The sequence below is a fragment of the Capsulimonas sp. genome (genome assembly GCF_039929585.1).
Classification (GTDB): Bacteria; Armatimonadota; Armatimonadia; order Armatimonadales; family Capsulimonadaceae; genus Capsulimonas.
This window is the reverse complement of record NZ_JBDSQY010000120.1, coordinates 1-15,169: the sequence shown is the minus strand read 5'-3', so window position 1 is coordinate 15,169 and position 15,169 is coordinate 1. Positions and strand designations below refer to the sequence as shown.

Sequence of the window (15,169 nt, the reverse complement as noted above, 5' to 3'; positions counted from 1 at the left end):
AGCCCCGGTTTTTATAACTGGGGTAAATGCGGCAAGGCCGAGACTTGGAATATTACCCCGCCGCTGGGCGCGTAATCTCGATCAGGATTTCGGTGCCTTTGGGGGAAGTAGAGAGCATCAGGGTGTCGCACATGGCGATCATCAGGGTAAAGCCCATTCCCAGGGTACCCTGGGTGGAGAAACCGGCTTCGAGGGTGGCGCGGGCGAGGTTGACGGGGGAGATGCCTTCGCCTTGGTCGGAGATCATGGCGGAGATTTTGGTTTCGGAAATCCATAGCGACAATGAGCCGCCGCCGGCGTGTTTCAAAGAGTTGGTCGCGGCCTCAGTGACACACATCAGGAGATCGTCCAGTCGGTCACACGAAGCGCCGCGCGCCTCCAGAGCAACACGAACGCGGCTTCGGACGAGGGAGACATCATCCAGGGAGCGCAGCGGGTACTGCACGGCGGCGGGGCCGAGAACCGCGCTGCGTAAGTCGTCGGGAGTGCTCAGACGCAGGCGGCCGCCAGTGGCCGCCAGCAGGACTTCCTGGCTGAAGGCGATGCGGCGCTGCTCGCTGACCTCCAGCGCGCGCCGCGCTTCGCTGCACCGTCCGGAAACGGACGCTAGGACCGGCCCGGCGGCGACCAGCAGCGCAAAGGAAAGAGCGCTGTTCTGATCGGCAAACTGGAGGGTTCCCGGCGCGTGAGGCAGCAGGCTCAGCCCGGACACGGCGGCCGTAGCGAGCCAGGCGCCCATCGCGGCGAGACGGCCATGACGTACGCCCGTCTGCAGAACCGGCGCCAGCATCAGCAGCACCTGCGGAGAGCTGCCCGGCAGGTAGTGCTGGAGCGACCGAACGATCAGGTCGGACGCGCAGAAAACACCGGCGCTCCATATCCAGCTCATGATGGGGCGCGCAGACTCGCTGCACAGCGCCTCGGTCACTCGAATCGCTTGTGCGTCAACTCGCTCATTCAGCTGCGCCAGATAATCCTGACTTCCGGCTCTTTCTAGATTTAGGTTGACGCTCATTTCGACGATTGCTTCTTCCAAAAGTGTGGGCCACCATCAGGTGGACGTAGCTCCATTATCGGCAAGCATACGAGATTACTGGAATCTCAAGTTAGGCTGCAATAAGCGCATGGCGACAAAACGACAGAACAAAACAACGATCGAAAAGTCGATCCCAATCGGTTATTTGAGAACGCCATCGGCGCTTGAAAAACTTAGAATCCGTCTGGTCGATCGATTCGACGACATTGAGGCAAACCGCTACGAATCGCTTGCCGATTTGAAACCGTTCGCCACGCTGGAGCGCATACCGATTTCGGCGTGGATCGCCGATCCAAAAGCCAAGCAGTTGCTTGCGGCGTGGGACGCGCTATCCGCCGTCCGCATTCCCACACCCGAGGTCGCGGACGCCCTTCGGACGATTCTGACGGAGACCGCGCCCGCTTCATCGATCCCCGCCCCTCGCCCCTTCCCGTTCGCCGAGCTGGCCGCGCCCGAGCCGCCCAAGCCCACCGCCGCCCATCCGCGCGCCTTCCGAGGAACGACCTACAAGCCGCCCAAGGACAAATCGCCGTCATCAACTGATTTGCGATTGTATCTATCAGACCAAGAGGCCATTCGAGACCTTGGAATGCGTCTTTTCCCTTCCGATACTTTTAATACGGATTCCCCTTCATCCACGTTTCATAATTCTATGATACCGGACCCCTCCCCGATCTTCATTGCGACCCTTTACCTCACCGTGCGCCACCGCTCGACAAACGAAATCGTCGCCGTGCACGCCCTGTTTCAGCGACTGGGACTGGAGCGCAATGAGCCACTGCTCGCCTGCGTCGCCGCGCTGTTCGCCGGTTCGAAATACGCACACGGTTGGTGTGAGATAATGGCGCTGCTGCCGCCAGACCAGCAGGCGGGATTTGCGGGGCTGCTGCTGGAGACGGAAGCAAGCCGCCTCGATCCTGGCTGGCAAGCAGACGGTTTGATCGAAATCCTCTTGGACGCCGCGAACAGTTCACAGTCGGCCTATCGTATTTATTGTTTGCTCGAAGGAATGTCGCTCGGCGCCTCCGCACGGTATTTACACGAAGGTCTTCGCTTGAATGATCGCCTCAAAACGAACAGCTCGTTTCACGACGTAATCGGAGGTGAAGATTTTCCGGCGGAGACGATGCACACCATACTCGACAGGCTGGGGCCGACCGACAGCGATGACGCGATATTTGATCGCTGGAAGTTTATTCACATATGGGAAGCATGCGGGAACCACAAAGGTCTTGCAGCGCTGATCGCGGAGCGTGACTGGTCACGATGGCGCCCGGACGTTCTTACCGCGCTGCTCTACTTCTATTCTTTATATACGCTTTGTGACAATTATCAGGAATCTCAGAAGAAATGGCCGGATGTCCGTGCGTATGCTGACGACCTTGAAGCAATCTTAGAGAAGACGCCGCCGGATTACCAGTGGAAGCTCGTGGACAGTCTGGAAACATTCGTCTGGCTGACAAGGCCAGAAGACTGGGGGCAGCGCCTCCTGCCGGACGCATGCGCGCTGTTGGCGTGTCTGTGCCGCTCGCCTTTGGATCTACGCCGCGACACGGCGCAGGTTTGGATGGAATTTATCGTTTATTTCGACGACTCCCACAAAGCGGCCCTTCTGGCGGCTCCGCAATCGTGCTTTCAGCATCTGGAGAAAAGCTGCCGCACAAACAATGAGAGAAACTTGATCGGTTACGGAACCCACGCCATCGCTCAGACGATGCCGATGTTCACACTCTCATGCTTTCTCAAAGCTCCTTCTCGCTTCTTTCGGGCTACAAAAACGCTGGGATGCCTGTCTAACGCGGAGCGCTTATCGTTCGCCAAAGCGTTCGCGTCCGAACCATTCATGGAGCGCGCCATTGACGAAATGAATGACCGGGACGCTTATGAGTTGATCGCGTCACAGGAACAAAACGTTCTCATTCAAGCGATCCCAAAAGAACTGACGCGTCACTATGGCGGCGGCGCGACGTTGAGCGAAGTTCGCGCGGCGCACTACCATGCTCTTATGCGTCGGCAATGGCTCAGAGCATGCTTAGAACTATTGGAGAACAAGATTTACGAGCGGCTCGCTCAGGGCTACCCGGTCGAAGAGTTGGATGAGAATACAAAACACGCGCTGCAAATACAAATGAAGGCGAAAGAAAACCGCCAGGCGCTCAAAAAGATGCTCACCGCGCACTGGGCGGGCCGGCGGAATTATCTCATCGACCATCCCAAAACGCAGGCTTGGCTAAGAACTCACCCCAAACTCAATACAAACGTCTGGCTGACCGGCGTTCTTTACGCGAGGACGCTTGCGCCCTATGGGGAAGTGGCTATTTCGGTGGAGCAAGACCCCGTGGAGGCGCTCAAGCTGGGCACATATGTGGGAAGCTGTCTGGGATTAGGAGGATCGTTCGCGTTCTCGGCGGCGGCGACGGTGCTGGACATCAACAAGCAGGTGCTTTACGCACGTGATTCAAAAGGAACGGTCCTGGCGCGCCAAGTAGTCGTTTACGCGGAATCCGATGAATTGCTTTGCTACTATGTTTACCCGCTGAGCGCGCCGGATTCGCTCCGGCGGCTATTTGCCGAATACGACCGCAAATTCGCTGCGGCGCTTGGCGTTCCCCTGTTCCAAGAGAGCGATGTGGAAGGCGGGGAGTACAGAGTCGAAATGATCCTTTCCCACGGCTGGTGGGATGATTATTTGGATCATGATGACTATCGCAAGTCCAAGAGTGACGACCACAATCTCACTCCATCACCATGATCACGCCGCAGAGGTCTTCGCCGTCGACGAGGGGGGTGCACGTTAATTTGAAGGTAATCGCTTTTCCCTGATGATGAGTGGCCTCAATAACGTCTTCAAAGGATGTGACGCCGCCGGCGAGGCACGCGTGAATAGATTGCTTGAGCTGATCGACAGGAAGCCCAATGTCGAGGCTGAAGAAATGCTTGCCCTGGACTTCTTTGGCGCTCAGGCCCCACAGCTCTTCCGCTTTGGAGTTCCAGCTCTGAACCTCCACTTCTCTGTTCATCACCACCACGGCGCCGTGCATGCTGGAGAGGACGGCGTTCAGGAACGTATTGGCGCGGCTGACCAAGTTGCTGCTCTGGCGCATCTCTTCGTTCATTGCTTGCAGTTCTTCATTCGTGGCCTGAAGCTCTTCGTATGCCTTTTCCAGCTCCCCTTGAAGCTCCTGAAGCGGAGCGACTTGTATGTCCGGCAGCGTTCCATTCGTCACTTTGGAAAAAATGCGCAGCTTCAAGTCCACAGGTGTGAAGAGACTGGAGTGCTTAAACAACGTCTCCGCTTTCCCTAAAAAGAGGTATCCGGCGTCGTTGAGGGCGAAGTGGAGCCGCGCGAGGATCTTCGCCTGGATCTCGGCGTGGAAGTACATTATGGCGTTGCGGCAGACCAGCAGATCGATCCGGGGAATCGGCGCGTCCTGGATCAAGTCGTGACAGTCAAAGATTACGACGCGGCGTAACTCCTTGCGAACTGTATACCGCGCGGCGGTGCGCACGAAGTATCGATCCAGATAATCCGGAGGAACGCCAATGACTTCGCGCGCGGTGTAGCCGGCGTGGCGAGCTTCAGCAAGCGCTTCCTCGTCGATATCCGTGGCGTAGATTTTGACACGGTCTTGAAACCGATCGACGCCGACTGCTTCAGCCAGCAGCATCGCCAGCGAATAAGCCTCCTCGCCGGACGCACAGCCGGCGCTCCAAACACGGACAGGATCATCCGGCCCCTTCGACGCCAGAATACGCGGAATGACTTCATCGCGAATGTGATCCCAGGAGGCGGGATCGCGAAAGAACGCGGTAACGTTGATCAAGATGGTATTAAACAGGTGCGAGAACTCTTCGGGATGCACTTCGAGGTAATGAGCATATTGGGAGTACGCCTCTACTCCGACATCGCTCATGCGCTTTTCCACGCGGCGCATCACGCTGTTTCTTTTGTATCCGGTGAAATCAAATCCGCGATTACGCTTCAGAGATTGCAGCAGCATTTCAAATTCCGATCGAGGGTTGTTCAGCTCGGTCATTTAAGAATGGAGCCTTTAAGAATGGGGCCTTGGGGAGAAGCGTTTCATCGATACCGTGTTTCTTTGTCGCACTTCTTAATATTATCGCGGGGATGTCGAGGATAAGGCAGACGGCGAAGGGCTTCGGCCGCACCGGCCGAAGCCCCTGTATCACGCCGCCGCGCCCTGTGGATTTGCGGAGGTCCGCGGCTTGATCTTACGACATTCGTGGCGGATCCGCTTTTGAAGCTCCAAGCGCTTAATGCGCGCTTGCTTCAGCTGCTCCATCAGCGCACGATAAGCGTCGCAGCTCGCCTGGATCTCCATCAAGCGTTCGCGACGCACGTATTCTTTGCGCACGCTGTCGCCGTCGCGCCACACGCGATAGTAGTAGGGTCCATGCAGGTTTCCCTCACGGCACCGGCATGTGGCTTTTCCGCACCGCGTATACTGCATGCAGATTTCACCCTGCAGTAATGGAATCGTCATATCGTCCGGGGATATCGAGTCGGATGGCATATCATTTCCTTTTTGCAATGAGCAAACAGATATCGTCATGAAGACCGCCGCCCGCATACTCCCGCAACCCGCGCTGAACGGCCTTGCCCGCAACCGTGATTTCGTCGTGCTCCATAGCGCACTTGTATGTCAGCCGCGCCAATCCTTCCGATCCAAAAAACGTCCCGTTCCGGCGCGCCTCAGCGAAGCCGTCGGTCGCCAGCACCGCCATATCGCCCGGCTCCAGAGTGCGGGTCACGGCAACGTACTGGTATCCAGGGAACACGCCGAGGATCATCCCCTGGTTTGGGATCAATTCGTACTCGCCCGAGGCCCGCACCAGGATCGGCTCGATTCCCGCCGTGAATATTTCGATCTCCCGCCGCCCCTTTACGGCGATGACCAGCGAGATCGCCACGAATGTATTCGGGTTCCAGTCGCCCCGCCCCTGCGCCGCGTAGATGTAGTCATTCAGCTGCGACAAAGCGCCCGCTGCATCGAGCCCCTGGTTCAAAAACGCGCGCAGTACAAACCGGACCTGCGACGTATAAACAGCGGCGGTAAGCCCCTTGCCGGAGACATCACCCACCACGAGGGCCATATGACCATCGTATTCGAAAGCGTCGCAGAAGTCGCCGCCGACCTGGGCTTCATCCAGCGCCGCTTCGTATCCAGTGTAAAGATCGATCGTCGGATCTTCCAGGCTGACCGCCGGCATCAGCGCCAGCTGGAGTGTCTCCGCAATGCGCCGCTGATGCTCGTAAGCGGCGTTGAGCTGCATCGTCCGCCGCTCGACGCGATCTTCGAGCTCCGCAGCGAACGCCGCGAGCTTATTCTCGGCGCGCTTGCGTTCGGTGATGTCCTGGACCACCCAGAGATAGGTAGGCCCGGAGTCGTTCGGGCCAGCCGACGCCGCGATATTCGCATCGAAAACCTCCGCGCCGCGCGGTGTGATTCTCGCATCGAAATCGACGCGACGGTCCCCGTTGCGAAGGCTGCTGAGTTCCCGGTAAAAGACGCTTTTGTCACCGGGGCCAAGGTAAACCGCCATGGGCTTGCGCCGCAAGTTCCTCTGCTCCACGCTCAGCATCACCGCCGCCGCCCGGTTCGCCTCCAGTATGATCCCATCACCATCCGTAAGCACATAACCGTGCGGCGCAAGGTCAAACAGATGGCGATAGCGGACCCTCTCAGCTTCAACCAGATTCCGAGCCTCGCTCAGCTCATCATTCTGCCGGCGAAGCTCTTCCTCAACGACACGAAGCTCTTCAAGCGTCACCTCAATTTCATGGAACGCCTCCATCAAAACGATACGCTCTGGAGACGCCTGCTTCCCTTGAGCCTGACGCAGGGTGTAAAGGCGCTTTTCCGATGCTTCGATCTTTGTGTTCGTCATTCGAGCCGCGCCTCCAGGGATATATACCTGCTTATCCAATTTCTTTACCATGTTTACTTATGGATTTACAATGAAATTACGACAGGGCTTTTTGTTTGGAAACGCGGAGAAACAAATCCACCCAATACTCTGAAAGTTTGGGATTACATGCGATCAAAAAGCTCGATTGCTTACTTATCCCCGCGCGGGCGCTCCCGGCATCGGCAGGAGCTTGACGATGTCCGGATATCCCATCGTGCTCGCCCACATCGCGGCGGTGGAGCCGGAGGCGTCTTTCACTGCGGCGTCGGCGCCCTTCGTCAGCAAAAGGGAAACCACTCCGGGACAGTCAGACTTAGCGGCGGTGATCAGCGCTGTTTCGCCAGCGCCGTTCACGGCGTTAATTTCCAGCCCCTTGCCGAGCAGAAGCGACACCATCTCCGGACGGTCGTATTTGGACGCATGGATCAAGGCCCCATCCCCGACGCCATCTGTTTCTTTGAGATCCGCGCCTTTATCCAGCAGCGCCGAGGCTGCCGGAACGCTCCCGCCACGCACCGCCATCAGAAACGCCGTATATCCATCTTTGTTTTTCGGCTTAAGGTCGGCGCTATTGTCCATCAGGAGATCGACAAGGTTAGCCTTGCCGGCGCGCGCCGCGAGGATCAGAGCCGTGTAACCCTCCTTGTCAGCGGCGTTGACATCGACTCCCGCCGCGATCAACAGGCGCGCGGTCACGGCGTCGCCGGCCTGCGCGCTCGCCATCAGCACGGTATTGTCCAAAATATCGACCGCTTTGGGGTCGGCGCCTTTGCCGAGCAGCATCTTGGCGATCGGAGCATTGCCCGTGCCGGCCGCGACCATCAAGGCAGTGTATCCTTCCTTGGTCTTGGCGTTCACCTCCGCCTGCTTACCAAGGAGCAGAGGAATATTCTCATCCTTCCCAGCGCCGGCGGCGAGGATCAGGGCGGTATATCCTCCGGTGTCCCGCGAGTTCACCGCCGCGCCTTTGGCCAGCAGGGGCGCCAGCATGTCGGAACCTTCATACTTCGCCGCCGCCATCAGCGGCGTATGCCCAGCGATATCTGGAATGTTGATGCCCGCTCCGTGCGACAGAAGCAGATTGACCATCTCCACATTTCCCGACAGCACCGCCTGGATCAGCGCCGTCTCCCCCGAGGCGTCCTTGGCGTTGGCGTCCGCGCCCTGCCCGAGCAGCGTCTGAACGGCGGTCAGATTATTGGCTTGGACCGCCTGAAACAGCTGCTGAGTCAGATACTGCTTCGCCGCGCCGTTGCGCCCCGGCTGCCCATTGCGTCCCGGCTGCCCTGGCTGTCCATTACGTCCCGGCCTCCGCCCGCCGCCAGGCCGGAGCCGGACCGGCGACTGCGGCGGCGGCTGGTACTGATACACGCTCATCGCGCCGCGCGGCCCCGCCTGGCTGGGCAGCGCCGAACCAAGCGCCGCCGCCAGGACCAATATCACAGCGGACTGCTGTCGAATACACATGGCGTTTACTCCCACGATTTCATAAAGTCCATGTCAACCCATGGACGCATTGTTAGACGCAGTCTGTCACGATTAGTTTCCCCGGGAGGTTTTGCGTAAAACTAGGGTCAGGGCTCGATTGTCAATGCAAAAAGCCGTTGGGTGCGCTCGCTATCGGCGTTTACGGCGTGTCCATCGACGAACACGATGTTGTATCGCTCGGCGCCAAGCAGGCCGCCGCCGTGCCAGGAGCCAAAGCTATCGGCGGATAAGAAAATCTCCGACGCGCCATGGACGCCGCCTGTGGCGTCCATCCCCTTGACGGTGGATTGAGATGATTGGAGCAGCGTGAGATACGTATTGTATTCGTAGCTGTCTCCGTACTTGTCATACGCCGTTGGAGAAGCATCCAACGGCACTGAATCCCCGTTCAATGCAAGACAAGCCCCGTAACCTCGATCGGATGGACACTTCCATACAAGTGCATTATGAAGATATGGCGACAGGACGACTTGTATTGGATCCATCTCTGAAATCGCGTCCGCGTATGGAGTATACAGCCATCCGTTCGTGTTCAAATCACAGGGAGAGCCGCCGTAGGGGAATTTGTCATCGTAATCCTGCGAATAGGTTTGAACGGCCAGTCCGATCTGGCGCAAATTCGAAAGACACTGCGTGCGCCGTCCCGATTCCCGCACGCGCGCCAGCACCGGCAGAATGATCCCCGCCAGAATGCTCACGATGGCGATCACCACCAGCAGCTCGATCAGCGTAAATCCGGAACGTTTGCAGGAACGCTCTTTCAGCATCATGGCGCTTCCCCTGGACGAAGTTTGTGCGTTAGCAGGCGGATGTCATGCTGTGCCGTGACCCTGACGACCACATCGGGATCGTGAGTTAAGACCGTCAGATAAGGCAGCGCGCGATCGTCGCGGAGGTTCCGAAAAATTTTACACGCCATGTACCGACCGCCGCTATCGTCCGTCTTGGGATCCACGGGATTACGATACGCCGTGAGTTCGGCGGCGAACGTAAAAATGGCGTCCTTCCTTGTCGGGGAAACCTTGGCGAGCGGAGCGACCATAAAAATAATGCCCGCCCATTGCCGGCGTGTCTCCATCTGCTCGGTTGTCCCTGGACGACGCGCGATGTCCATGAGCCAGTCCACATCCCCGTCGGACAGCGGCGTCCGATCCGACGTTTGGTCTTGAATGCGACCAAAATGTTCGGCGTCAGTTTTGTTCATGTCGCCGGATCGCTGAAGCTCCACGGCAAGCTGTGCGCCCGTATATGATTGTCGGTGGCGGACATATCCGTATATTGCGGCGGCAAATGCGAGCGACACCGGCAGCAGCAGCCACTTTTTCGTCATCATGTTTCACCGTCTCAAAATCGCTTACGCACTACCGCTCAGTATTACACAAATTTCCAGCTAACGTCGCCTTGCAACTTTTTCGTGTCTTTTTGGTCATAAAGAGACATAAGGAGCAGTGGAAGATCATGACAGAGTTCGATCGGACAGAGCGGCGGGAGCGTGTGCGCCGGGGCGCTTTGCTTTCGGCGGTGGCGGCGGCGGTGGTTTTGACGGGGTGCGGCCATGACACGCAGCGGAACTGTGTGGACCAAAATGGGGTGGTTCTCCCGGATTCGGCGTGCCGCAGCACCTATGTGGGAAGCGGCGGATATTATCGCTACCCCCACTGGGTTTATGGCGGCAGCCGCTCAGGTCCATATATGCGAGGCTACTCGGCCACGGCGCCGTCCAGCGGCCGCGTCGTCACGCCTTCGGGATCGGTGGTGCGCGGCGGCTTCGGCTTTTTCGGCGGCGGCGGACACGGCTTCGGAGGTGGAGGTTAACGATGCAGCGAATTGCAATCTCCCCTCGCCCCGATTGGCAGGCGAAAGTCGAGGCCCTCGGGCTGGTTTATCACAGCACGGACGGCAAGCCGTATTGGAACGAGTCAGCATATTATCGGTTTACGGCGCGTCAGGTCGATGAGATCGAAGCCGCGACCAATACGCTGCACGCCATGTGCCTGGAAGCCGCGCAGCACGTCATCGATCACAATCGGTTCGCGGAGCTTGGCGTTCCCCCGGCGGCGGTTGAGACAATCAAGGCCGCCTGGGAAGCCGAGCCGCCATCGATCTATGGACGCTTCGATCTGGCCTACGACGGGATCTCCCCGCCAAAGATGCTGGAGTACAACGCCGACACTCCGACGTCTCTGGTGGAGGCCGCCGTGGTCCAGTGGCGCTGGCTCACAGAGCGGTTCCCGGACGCCGACCAGTTCAACTCGATCTGGGAGGGGCTGGTGGAAAAGTGGACCGAACTGAAGACCGGCGGCTATTTGACGGGGACGCCCCTTTACTTCACGCATGTCAAAAGCACGGAAGATTTGATGACTGTGACCCTGCTGCGCGATACGGCCCAGGAAGCCGGGCTGATCACTCAGGGTATCCATATCAATGACATCGGCTGGGACACGGGCGCGCGAAGGTTCGTCGATCTCCAGGGGCATCCGATGAAGTCGATCTTCAAGCTGTATCCCTGGGAATGGCTCCTCGCCGAGACGTTCGGGCAGAACGCGCTCGCCACGTATCCGCAAGTGCAGTGGATCGAGCCGATTTGGAAGGTCTTACTGTCCAGCAAGGGCATCCTGCCGATCCTCTGGGAGCTTTACCCAAACCATCCCAATCTCCTGGAGGCGCACTTTGGCCGCTCCCATGAGATGCGCTATTATGTGAAGAAGCCCCTCTTCTCACGCGAGGGCGCGAACGTCACGATCAAGGACGACACGGGACTGACGCGCAGCGAGGGCAACTACGGGGAGGAAGGCTATATCTTCCAGGCGCTCGCGAAAATTCCGAACTTCGACGGCAATCGTCCGGTCATCGGCAGCTGGGTGATCGACGGCGCCGCGCGCGGCATGGGAGTTCGAGAATCCGACGGTCCAATCACGGATAATCTTTCCCGCTTCGCACCACACCTGTTCGAATAACAAGGTTATCGCCGCACGTCCCAAGAACCAAAAAATCAGCTCGCCGCCGAGCGAAATACTCTGGTATAATTGCGTTAGAGGCAAAGAGCACTTGATTCTGTAAGGCCGGGGAGCAGGAGACGCGCGATGAGTGACGAAAGCACGACCAGATTCACGGACTTCGCGGACCAGATGCTCGACAAGCTGGCCCAAAGTCTCGGCGGCCGCGCTGGCGCTTCGCTGGTCTTCGGCGACGCCGTCGAACGGGACGGTGTGACGATCATCCCGGTCGCCAAAACCCGTTATGGTTTTGGATTCGGCTTTGGCGCCGGGAAGCAGACCGACGAAGAGCAGGGCGAAGGCGGCGGCGGGGGCGGAGGCGTGATGTCGTATCCCGCCGGGTACATTGAAATTCGCGACGGCAAGGCGAAGTTCCGGTCCATCGGTCCTTCTCCCGCCGCAATCATACTCGCCACAATCGGCGCGACCATCGTAGGCAGCCTCGCCGTGATCGGCTGGGCCTGGGAATCACACGACAAAGGCAGGTAGCCCAAATGCTGGAACTCACCACCGACGCGCCCGTGTCCGAACTCGAGCGCCGTATTCTCACACAGCTTGTCCGCCACCGCCACTCCGCCTGGGCGCTGCGCGATTTACTGTCCGACGTTCCTGAGGAGGAAGCGTACCTTCAGCTCGCCGAATGCCTCGACCTTCTGCTGCACCGGGACGCCATCTTCGCCATGGATATCCGGGGCGGCGGCGAGCGCCGCTACTTCCCCGCCCGCCTGGAGATCGAAAGCGCCGCCGACTGCGACGCGCCGCATCTGATTGTCGGCCTCACCACCCACGGCGGCGAACTCTGGGAAGCCGACGCCCAGCCCGACTGGTCACGCCTGATCACCGTCACCCCCGATTATGAGACCTTCGACAAACGCTGGCACGTCTGCGCCGCCGACGCGCAGACCATCGACCATCACCTGAAAACCAGCGGCCTCGACGACTCCCATTTCCTCGGCGACCCCAAACACGACACCGTCGACAGCTGGCAGGTCACCTACTGGAAAACCCTTCCCGCCGCGCACCGACGCCGCTTCATGCTCACCTGCCGCGGCAAGGAGTACATCCGAGACCTGCGCAACACTTACGAGATATTGTAAATCTGTACTACCAATAATCACTGAGCAAGGACTACCTCATTATGCCCGGACGCAGCCATCGTGACCGTCTTCTCTTTGAACTCGCCGACACCCGCACGGAACTCATGGCCGCCGTCACTCCGTTAAAACCTGGCGGCCTTGACTGGGCGCCTGCCGAGGGTATGAAGACCATCCGTACGATTCTGCAGGAGATCGGAACGATGGAAAAGGTCACGCTCCACGTCGCGATCCATCAAGTGGCCCCCGATTGGGACGAGATCTGGGAATCCTTCGCCACCACCACGCCCAACGTCACCGAATCCCTGGACAAGCTCACCGCCGCCCGCCAGGAAACCCTGCGTTACCTAGACGAAACATCGGAAGAAATCCTCGAAACCCCCATCCCCATGCCCGACGGCTGGGAAGGCTACTTCGGCGGCGCCCACATTGAGCCGGAAGAGCTGATCCGCTGGATCGCCCGCCACGAATACTACCACCTCGGCCAGATCATCACCTACCGCTGGAGCCAGGGCGACGAGCCGGCCGCGTCGGCGTAATATGTACAGCCAAGAAGTCCGCCCGATGAACGCCGCCGAGCGCGAGCAGCTGCAAGCGCTGCTTGAAGAAGACGATGCTGATTATAGTACTTCTCCCGGCAGTGGGTGCATATGGCTGGGCGTTTTGCCAGGCGCGCTGTTTCTCGCTCTCTCCCAAGTGAACATTGGTCACGATCGATCGATGTCGGGTCCATCGATTTTGATAGGCGTACTCATGATCGTGTCTCCGTTCTTGCTCTGGTGGACAATTTACAGAGGAAAACAGAGACAGAAGCGATGGCGCCATGAGGTCCGCCGCCCACAATTGCGCGAGGCGCTGGCACAGGGCGACGTGGTCGTGGAAACCGTCGAGCCGACCGAAGTCATTGAAGTGATTCTCGACGCCCCCGAGGATGAATTTGAAGGCAGCGCTTATCTTTGCGCGATTGCGGACGACCAAACACTGCTGCTGAGTATGGATGACCTCGGAATTGAAAATTCTCTCTACAGAGGGCCTGAGAAAGATCCATGGCTTTACGGCCAGTACGCGCTTCCCTGGCCAAACACTCGCTTCCAGATCGTCAGAACAGTAAAGCACAACATATCACTTGGCATTTTCTGCTATGGAGAGAAGCTGGAGCAATCTGCGTCTTACCACAATGAGCCCTGGAGCAGCGACATCTTGTATTTGGGATTCGACGAAGCCATATTTACTGGAACCCCTCAGTCCATTGTCAGCGAACTGCAAGATGCATATGATGCTCTGAAGACCGCGAACGGCATTCGAAACGGACCTCCATAAGAATAATCGATCAATAAGCAGACGAAAAGATGTCGATTGCAAAGATATGCGGATGGGAATATTGATCCAGCTTTGACGCACCAGAGAGAGTAAGGATATTGACAATGAATCAACGAGCATTCGGGCGCACGGGGGCGCGGGTTTCGGAAATTGGGCTGGGGTGCTGGCAGCTGGGTGGATCGGATTGGGGCGATGTATCTGATGCGGCGGCGCATGCGATCTTGCAAACGGCGGTGGACGCCGGGACGAATATGCTCGACACGGCGGATGTGTATGGATCAGGGCGCAGCGAGGAGTTGATCGGAAGCTTCTTGAAGACGCAGTCGGAGCCGATCTATGTCGCGACGAAGCTTGGGCGCGGGTCCGATCCGGGCTGGCCGGAGAATTTCACGGATGCGGCGATCCGCAAGCATACGGAGGCGTCGTTGCGGCGGCTGGGCGTGGAGGCGCTGGACCTGACGCAGCTGCACTGCATTCCGACCGAAGAACTGCGCAAAGGTGAAGTCTTTGATTCTCTGCGGACGCTGAAGTCCGAGGGAAAGATCAAGGACTTTGGGGCGAGCGTGGAGTCGATGGAGGAGGCGCTGATCTGTCTGGATCAGCCGGAGCTGGCGTCGCTTCAGATCATTTTCAATATCTTTCGGCAGAAGCCGATCGATGTGCTGTTTGAGCGCGCCAAGGCGCAGGGCGTCGCCATCATCGTCCGCCTTCCGCTCGCCAGCGGACTGCTCAGCGGCAAGATGAAGCAGGGAACGCAGTTCGCCGAGAACGACCATCGCAAATACAATCGCGATGGGCAGGCGTTCAATGTCGGCGAGACATTCGCCGGACTGCCGTACGAACTGGGCGTCACACTCTCCGACGACCTCAAGGCCTATGTCCCAGACGGCGAGACGATGGCGCAGTGGGCGCTGCGCTGGGTTCTGGACTTCGACGCTGTCAGCGTCGTCATCCCTGGCGCCTCCCGCCCGGAGCAAGCCGCCGCCAACGCCGACGCCTCCAAGCTGCCCCCGCTCGGCGCGGACGCCCACGCCAAACTGAGCGAGTTTTACACGACGCGCGTGGCGGAGCATATTCGCGGTCCGTATTAGTTACGACGCTATCTTCAATAAGACCGCAGCACTCACACAAATCCGGCCCGCACGCGCTCTCTTCCCTGAGAACGCCGTGCGGGCCGGATTTTTTAGGTTTCGTCTAAACGGCGAACTGCGCAGATTTAGCGGTTGTCATGATCACGGCCATTGTTATGGTCGTTGTCATGGTTTTTATCTTTATCTTTGTCCCAGCCCTTGTGCTTGCCATTA

15 protein-coding genes are annotated in these 15,169 nt (G+C 58.6%); 8 read left to right on the top strand and 7 right to left on the bottom strand.

What is annotated here, in order from left to right:
• Positions 1 to 52 precede the first annotated feature (52 nt).
• Positions 53 to 1,015, bottom strand: a complete 963-nt coding sequence (locus ABIZ35_RS08415; RefSeq protein ID WP_348219442.1) for an ATP-binding protein — start codon at positions 1,013 to 1,015, stop codon at positions 53 to 55.
• A gap of 109 nt (positions 1,016 to 1,124) precedes the next feature.
• Here ABIZ35_RS08415 and ABIZ35_RS08410 point away from each other — a divergent pair, with 109 nt between their 5' ends.
• The gene (locus tag ABIZ35_RS08410; RefSeq protein ID WP_348219441.1) at positions 1,125 to 3,788 is read left to right on the top strand and encodes a hypothetical protein; all 2,664 of its coding nucleotides are present in this window, start codon (positions 1,125 to 1,127) and stop codon (positions 3,786 to 3,788) included.
• Here ABIZ35_RS08410 and ABIZ35_RS08405 read toward each other — a convergent pair.
• The 6 genes from ABIZ35_RS08405 to ABIZ35_RS08380 form a co-directional block, all read right to left on the bottom strand.
• Positions 3,772 to 5,073, bottom strand: a complete 1,302-nt coding sequence (locus tag ABIZ35_RS08405; RefSeq protein WP_348219440.1) for a CheR family methyltransferase — start codon at positions 5,071 to 5,073, stop codon at positions 3,772 to 3,774. The two genes, ABIZ35_RS08410 and ABIZ35_RS08405, sit on opposite strands and share 17 nt — an antisense overlap.
• Before the next feature lie 150 nt (positions 5,074 to 5,223).
• The gene (locus ABIZ35_RS08400; protein WP_348219439.1) at positions 5,224 to 5,571 is read right to left on the bottom strand and encodes a DUF6788 family protein; all 348 of its coding nucleotides are present in this window, start codon (positions 5,569 to 5,571) and stop codon (positions 5,224 to 5,226) included.
• Between the two features lies 1 nt (position 5,572).
• On the bottom strand, positions 5,573 to 6,946 hold the full coding sequence (locus tag ABIZ35_RS08395) for a SpoIIE family protein phosphatase (protein ID WP_348219438.1): 1,374 nt from the start codon (positions 6,944 to 6,946) through the stop codon (positions 5,573 to 5,575).
• Between the two features lie 174 nt (positions 6,947 to 7,120).
• Complete coding sequence (locus ABIZ35_RS08390; protein WP_348219437.1) at positions 7,121 to 8,434, bottom strand: ankyrin repeat domain-containing protein; 1,314 nt, start codon at positions 8,432 to 8,434, stop codon at positions 7,121 to 7,123.
• Between the two features lie 107 nt (positions 8,435 to 8,541).
• Positions 8,542 to 9,225: a type II secretion system protein gene (locus ABIZ35_RS08385; protein ID WP_348219436.1), complete on the bottom strand. Its 684-nt coding sequence runs from the start codon at positions 9,223 to 9,225 to the stop codon at positions 8,542 to 8,544.
• Complete coding sequence (locus ABIZ35_RS08380; RefSeq protein WP_348219435.1) at positions 9,222 to 9,788, bottom strand: hypothetical protein; 567 nt, start codon at positions 9,786 to 9,788, stop codon at positions 9,222 to 9,224. Before ABIZ35_RS08380 ends, ABIZ35_RS08385 begins: the two co-directional genes overlap by 4 nt.
• Before the next feature lie 125 nt (positions 9,789 to 9,913).
• Between ABIZ35_RS08380 and ABIZ35_RS08375 the strand changes: the two genes are divergently transcribed.
• From ABIZ35_RS08375 to ABIZ35_RS08345, 7 genes are all read left to right on the top strand, one after another.
• The gene (locus tag ABIZ35_RS08375) at positions 9,914 to 10,270 is read left to right on the top strand and encodes a hypothetical protein (RefSeq protein ID WP_348219434.1); all 357 of its coding nucleotides are present in this window, start codon (positions 9,914 to 9,916) and stop codon (positions 10,268 to 10,270) included.
• Positions 10,271 to 10,272: 2 nt separating this feature from the next.
• A complete protein-coding gene (locus ABIZ35_RS08370) occupies positions 10,273 to 11,412 on the top strand; it encodes a glutathionylspermidine synthase family protein (RefSeq protein WP_348219433.1) in 1,140 nt (379 codons plus the stop codon).
• Positions 11,413 to 11,538: 126 nt separating this feature from the next.
• Positions 11,539 to 11,940: a spore germination protein GerW family protein gene (locus ABIZ35_RS08365; RefSeq protein WP_348219432.1), complete on the top strand. Its 402-nt coding sequence runs from the start codon at positions 11,539 to 11,541 to the stop codon at positions 11,938 to 11,940.
• Between the two features lie 5 nt (positions 11,941 to 11,945).
• Positions 11,946 to 12,548, top strand: a complete 603-nt coding sequence (locus ABIZ35_RS08360) for a hypothetical protein (RefSeq protein ID WP_348219431.1) — start codon at positions 11,946 to 11,948, stop codon at positions 12,546 to 12,548.
• Positions 12,549 to 12,589: 41 nt separating this feature from the next.
• A complete protein-coding gene (locus ABIZ35_RS08355; protein WP_348219430.1) occupies positions 12,590 to 13,084 on the top strand; it encodes a DinB family protein in 495 nt (164 codons plus the stop codon).
• Between the two features lie 25 nt (positions 13,085 to 13,109).
• Positions 13,110 to 13,865 carry a hypothetical protein gene (locus tag ABIZ35_RS08350; RefSeq protein WP_348219429.1) on the top strand — a complete coding sequence of 252 codons (756 nt, stop codon included), beginning with the start codon at positions 13,110 to 13,112 and terminating at the stop codon, positions 13,863 to 13,865.
• Positions 13,866 to 13,969: 104 nt separating this feature from the next.
• A complete protein-coding gene (locus ABIZ35_RS08345; protein WP_348219428.1) occupies positions 13,970 to 14,956 on the top strand; it encodes an aldo/keto reductase in 987 nt (328 codons plus the stop codon).
• Positions 14,957 to 15,169: the final 213 nt, after the last annotated feature.

Coding starts and splice junctions, on each gene's coding strand:
- ABIZ35_RS08360 (WP_348219431.1), top strand. CDS start 11,946: ATGCTGGAACTCACCACCGACGCGCCCGTGTCCGAACTCGAGCGCCGT.
- ABIZ35_RS08380 (WP_348219435.1), bottom strand. CDS start 9,788: ATGATGACGAAAAAGTGGCTGCTGCTGCCGGTGTCGCTCGCATTTGCC.
- ABIZ35_RS08355 (WP_348219430.1), top strand. CDS start 12,590: ATGCCCGGACGCAGCCATCGTGACCGTCTTCTCTTTGAACTCGCCGAC.
- ABIZ35_RS08390 (WP_348219437.1), bottom strand. CDS start 8,434: ATGTGTATTCGACAGCAGTCCGCTGTGATATTGGTCCTGGCGGCGGCG.
- ABIZ35_RS08370 (WP_348219433.1), top strand. CDS start 10,273: ATGCAGCGAATTGCAATCTCCCCTCGCCCCGATTGGCAGGCGAAAGTC.
- ABIZ35_RS08400 (WP_348219439.1), bottom strand. CDS start 5,571: ATGCCATCCGACTCGATATCCCCGGACGATATGACGATTCCATTACTG.
- ABIZ35_RS08405 (WP_348219440.1), bottom strand. CDS start 5,073: ATGACCGAGCTGAACAACCCTCGATCGGAATTTGAAATGCTGCTGCAA.
- ABIZ35_RS08385 (WP_348219436.1), bottom strand. CDS start 9,225: ATGATGCTGAAAGAGCGTTCCTGCAAACGTTCCGGATTTACGCTGATC.
- ABIZ35_RS08345 (WP_348219428.1), top strand. CDS start 13,970: ATGAATCAACGAGCATTCGGGCGCACGGGGGCGCGGGTTTCGGAAATT.
- ABIZ35_RS08410 (WP_348219441.1), top strand. CDS start 1,125: ATGGCGACAAAACGACAGAACAAAACAACGATCGAAAAGTCGATCCCA.
- ABIZ35_RS08365 (WP_348219432.1), top strand. CDS start 11,539: ATGAGTGACGAAAGCACGACCAGATTCACGGACTTCGCGGACCAGATG.
- ABIZ35_RS08350 (WP_348219429.1), top strand. CDS start 13,110: ATGAACGCCGCCGAGCGCGAGCAGCTGCAAGCGCTGCTTGAAGAAGAC.
- ABIZ35_RS08415 (WP_348219442.1), bottom strand. CDS start 1,015: ATGAGCGTCAACCTAAATCTAGAAAGAGCCGGAAGTCAGGATTATCTG.
- ABIZ35_RS08375 (WP_348219434.1), top strand. CDS start 9,914: ATGACAGAGTTCGATCGGACAGAGCGGCGGGAGCGTGTGCGCCGGGGC.
- ABIZ35_RS08395 (WP_348219438.1), bottom strand. CDS start 6,946: ATGACGAACACAAAGATCGAAGCATCGGAAAAGCGCCTTTACACCCTG.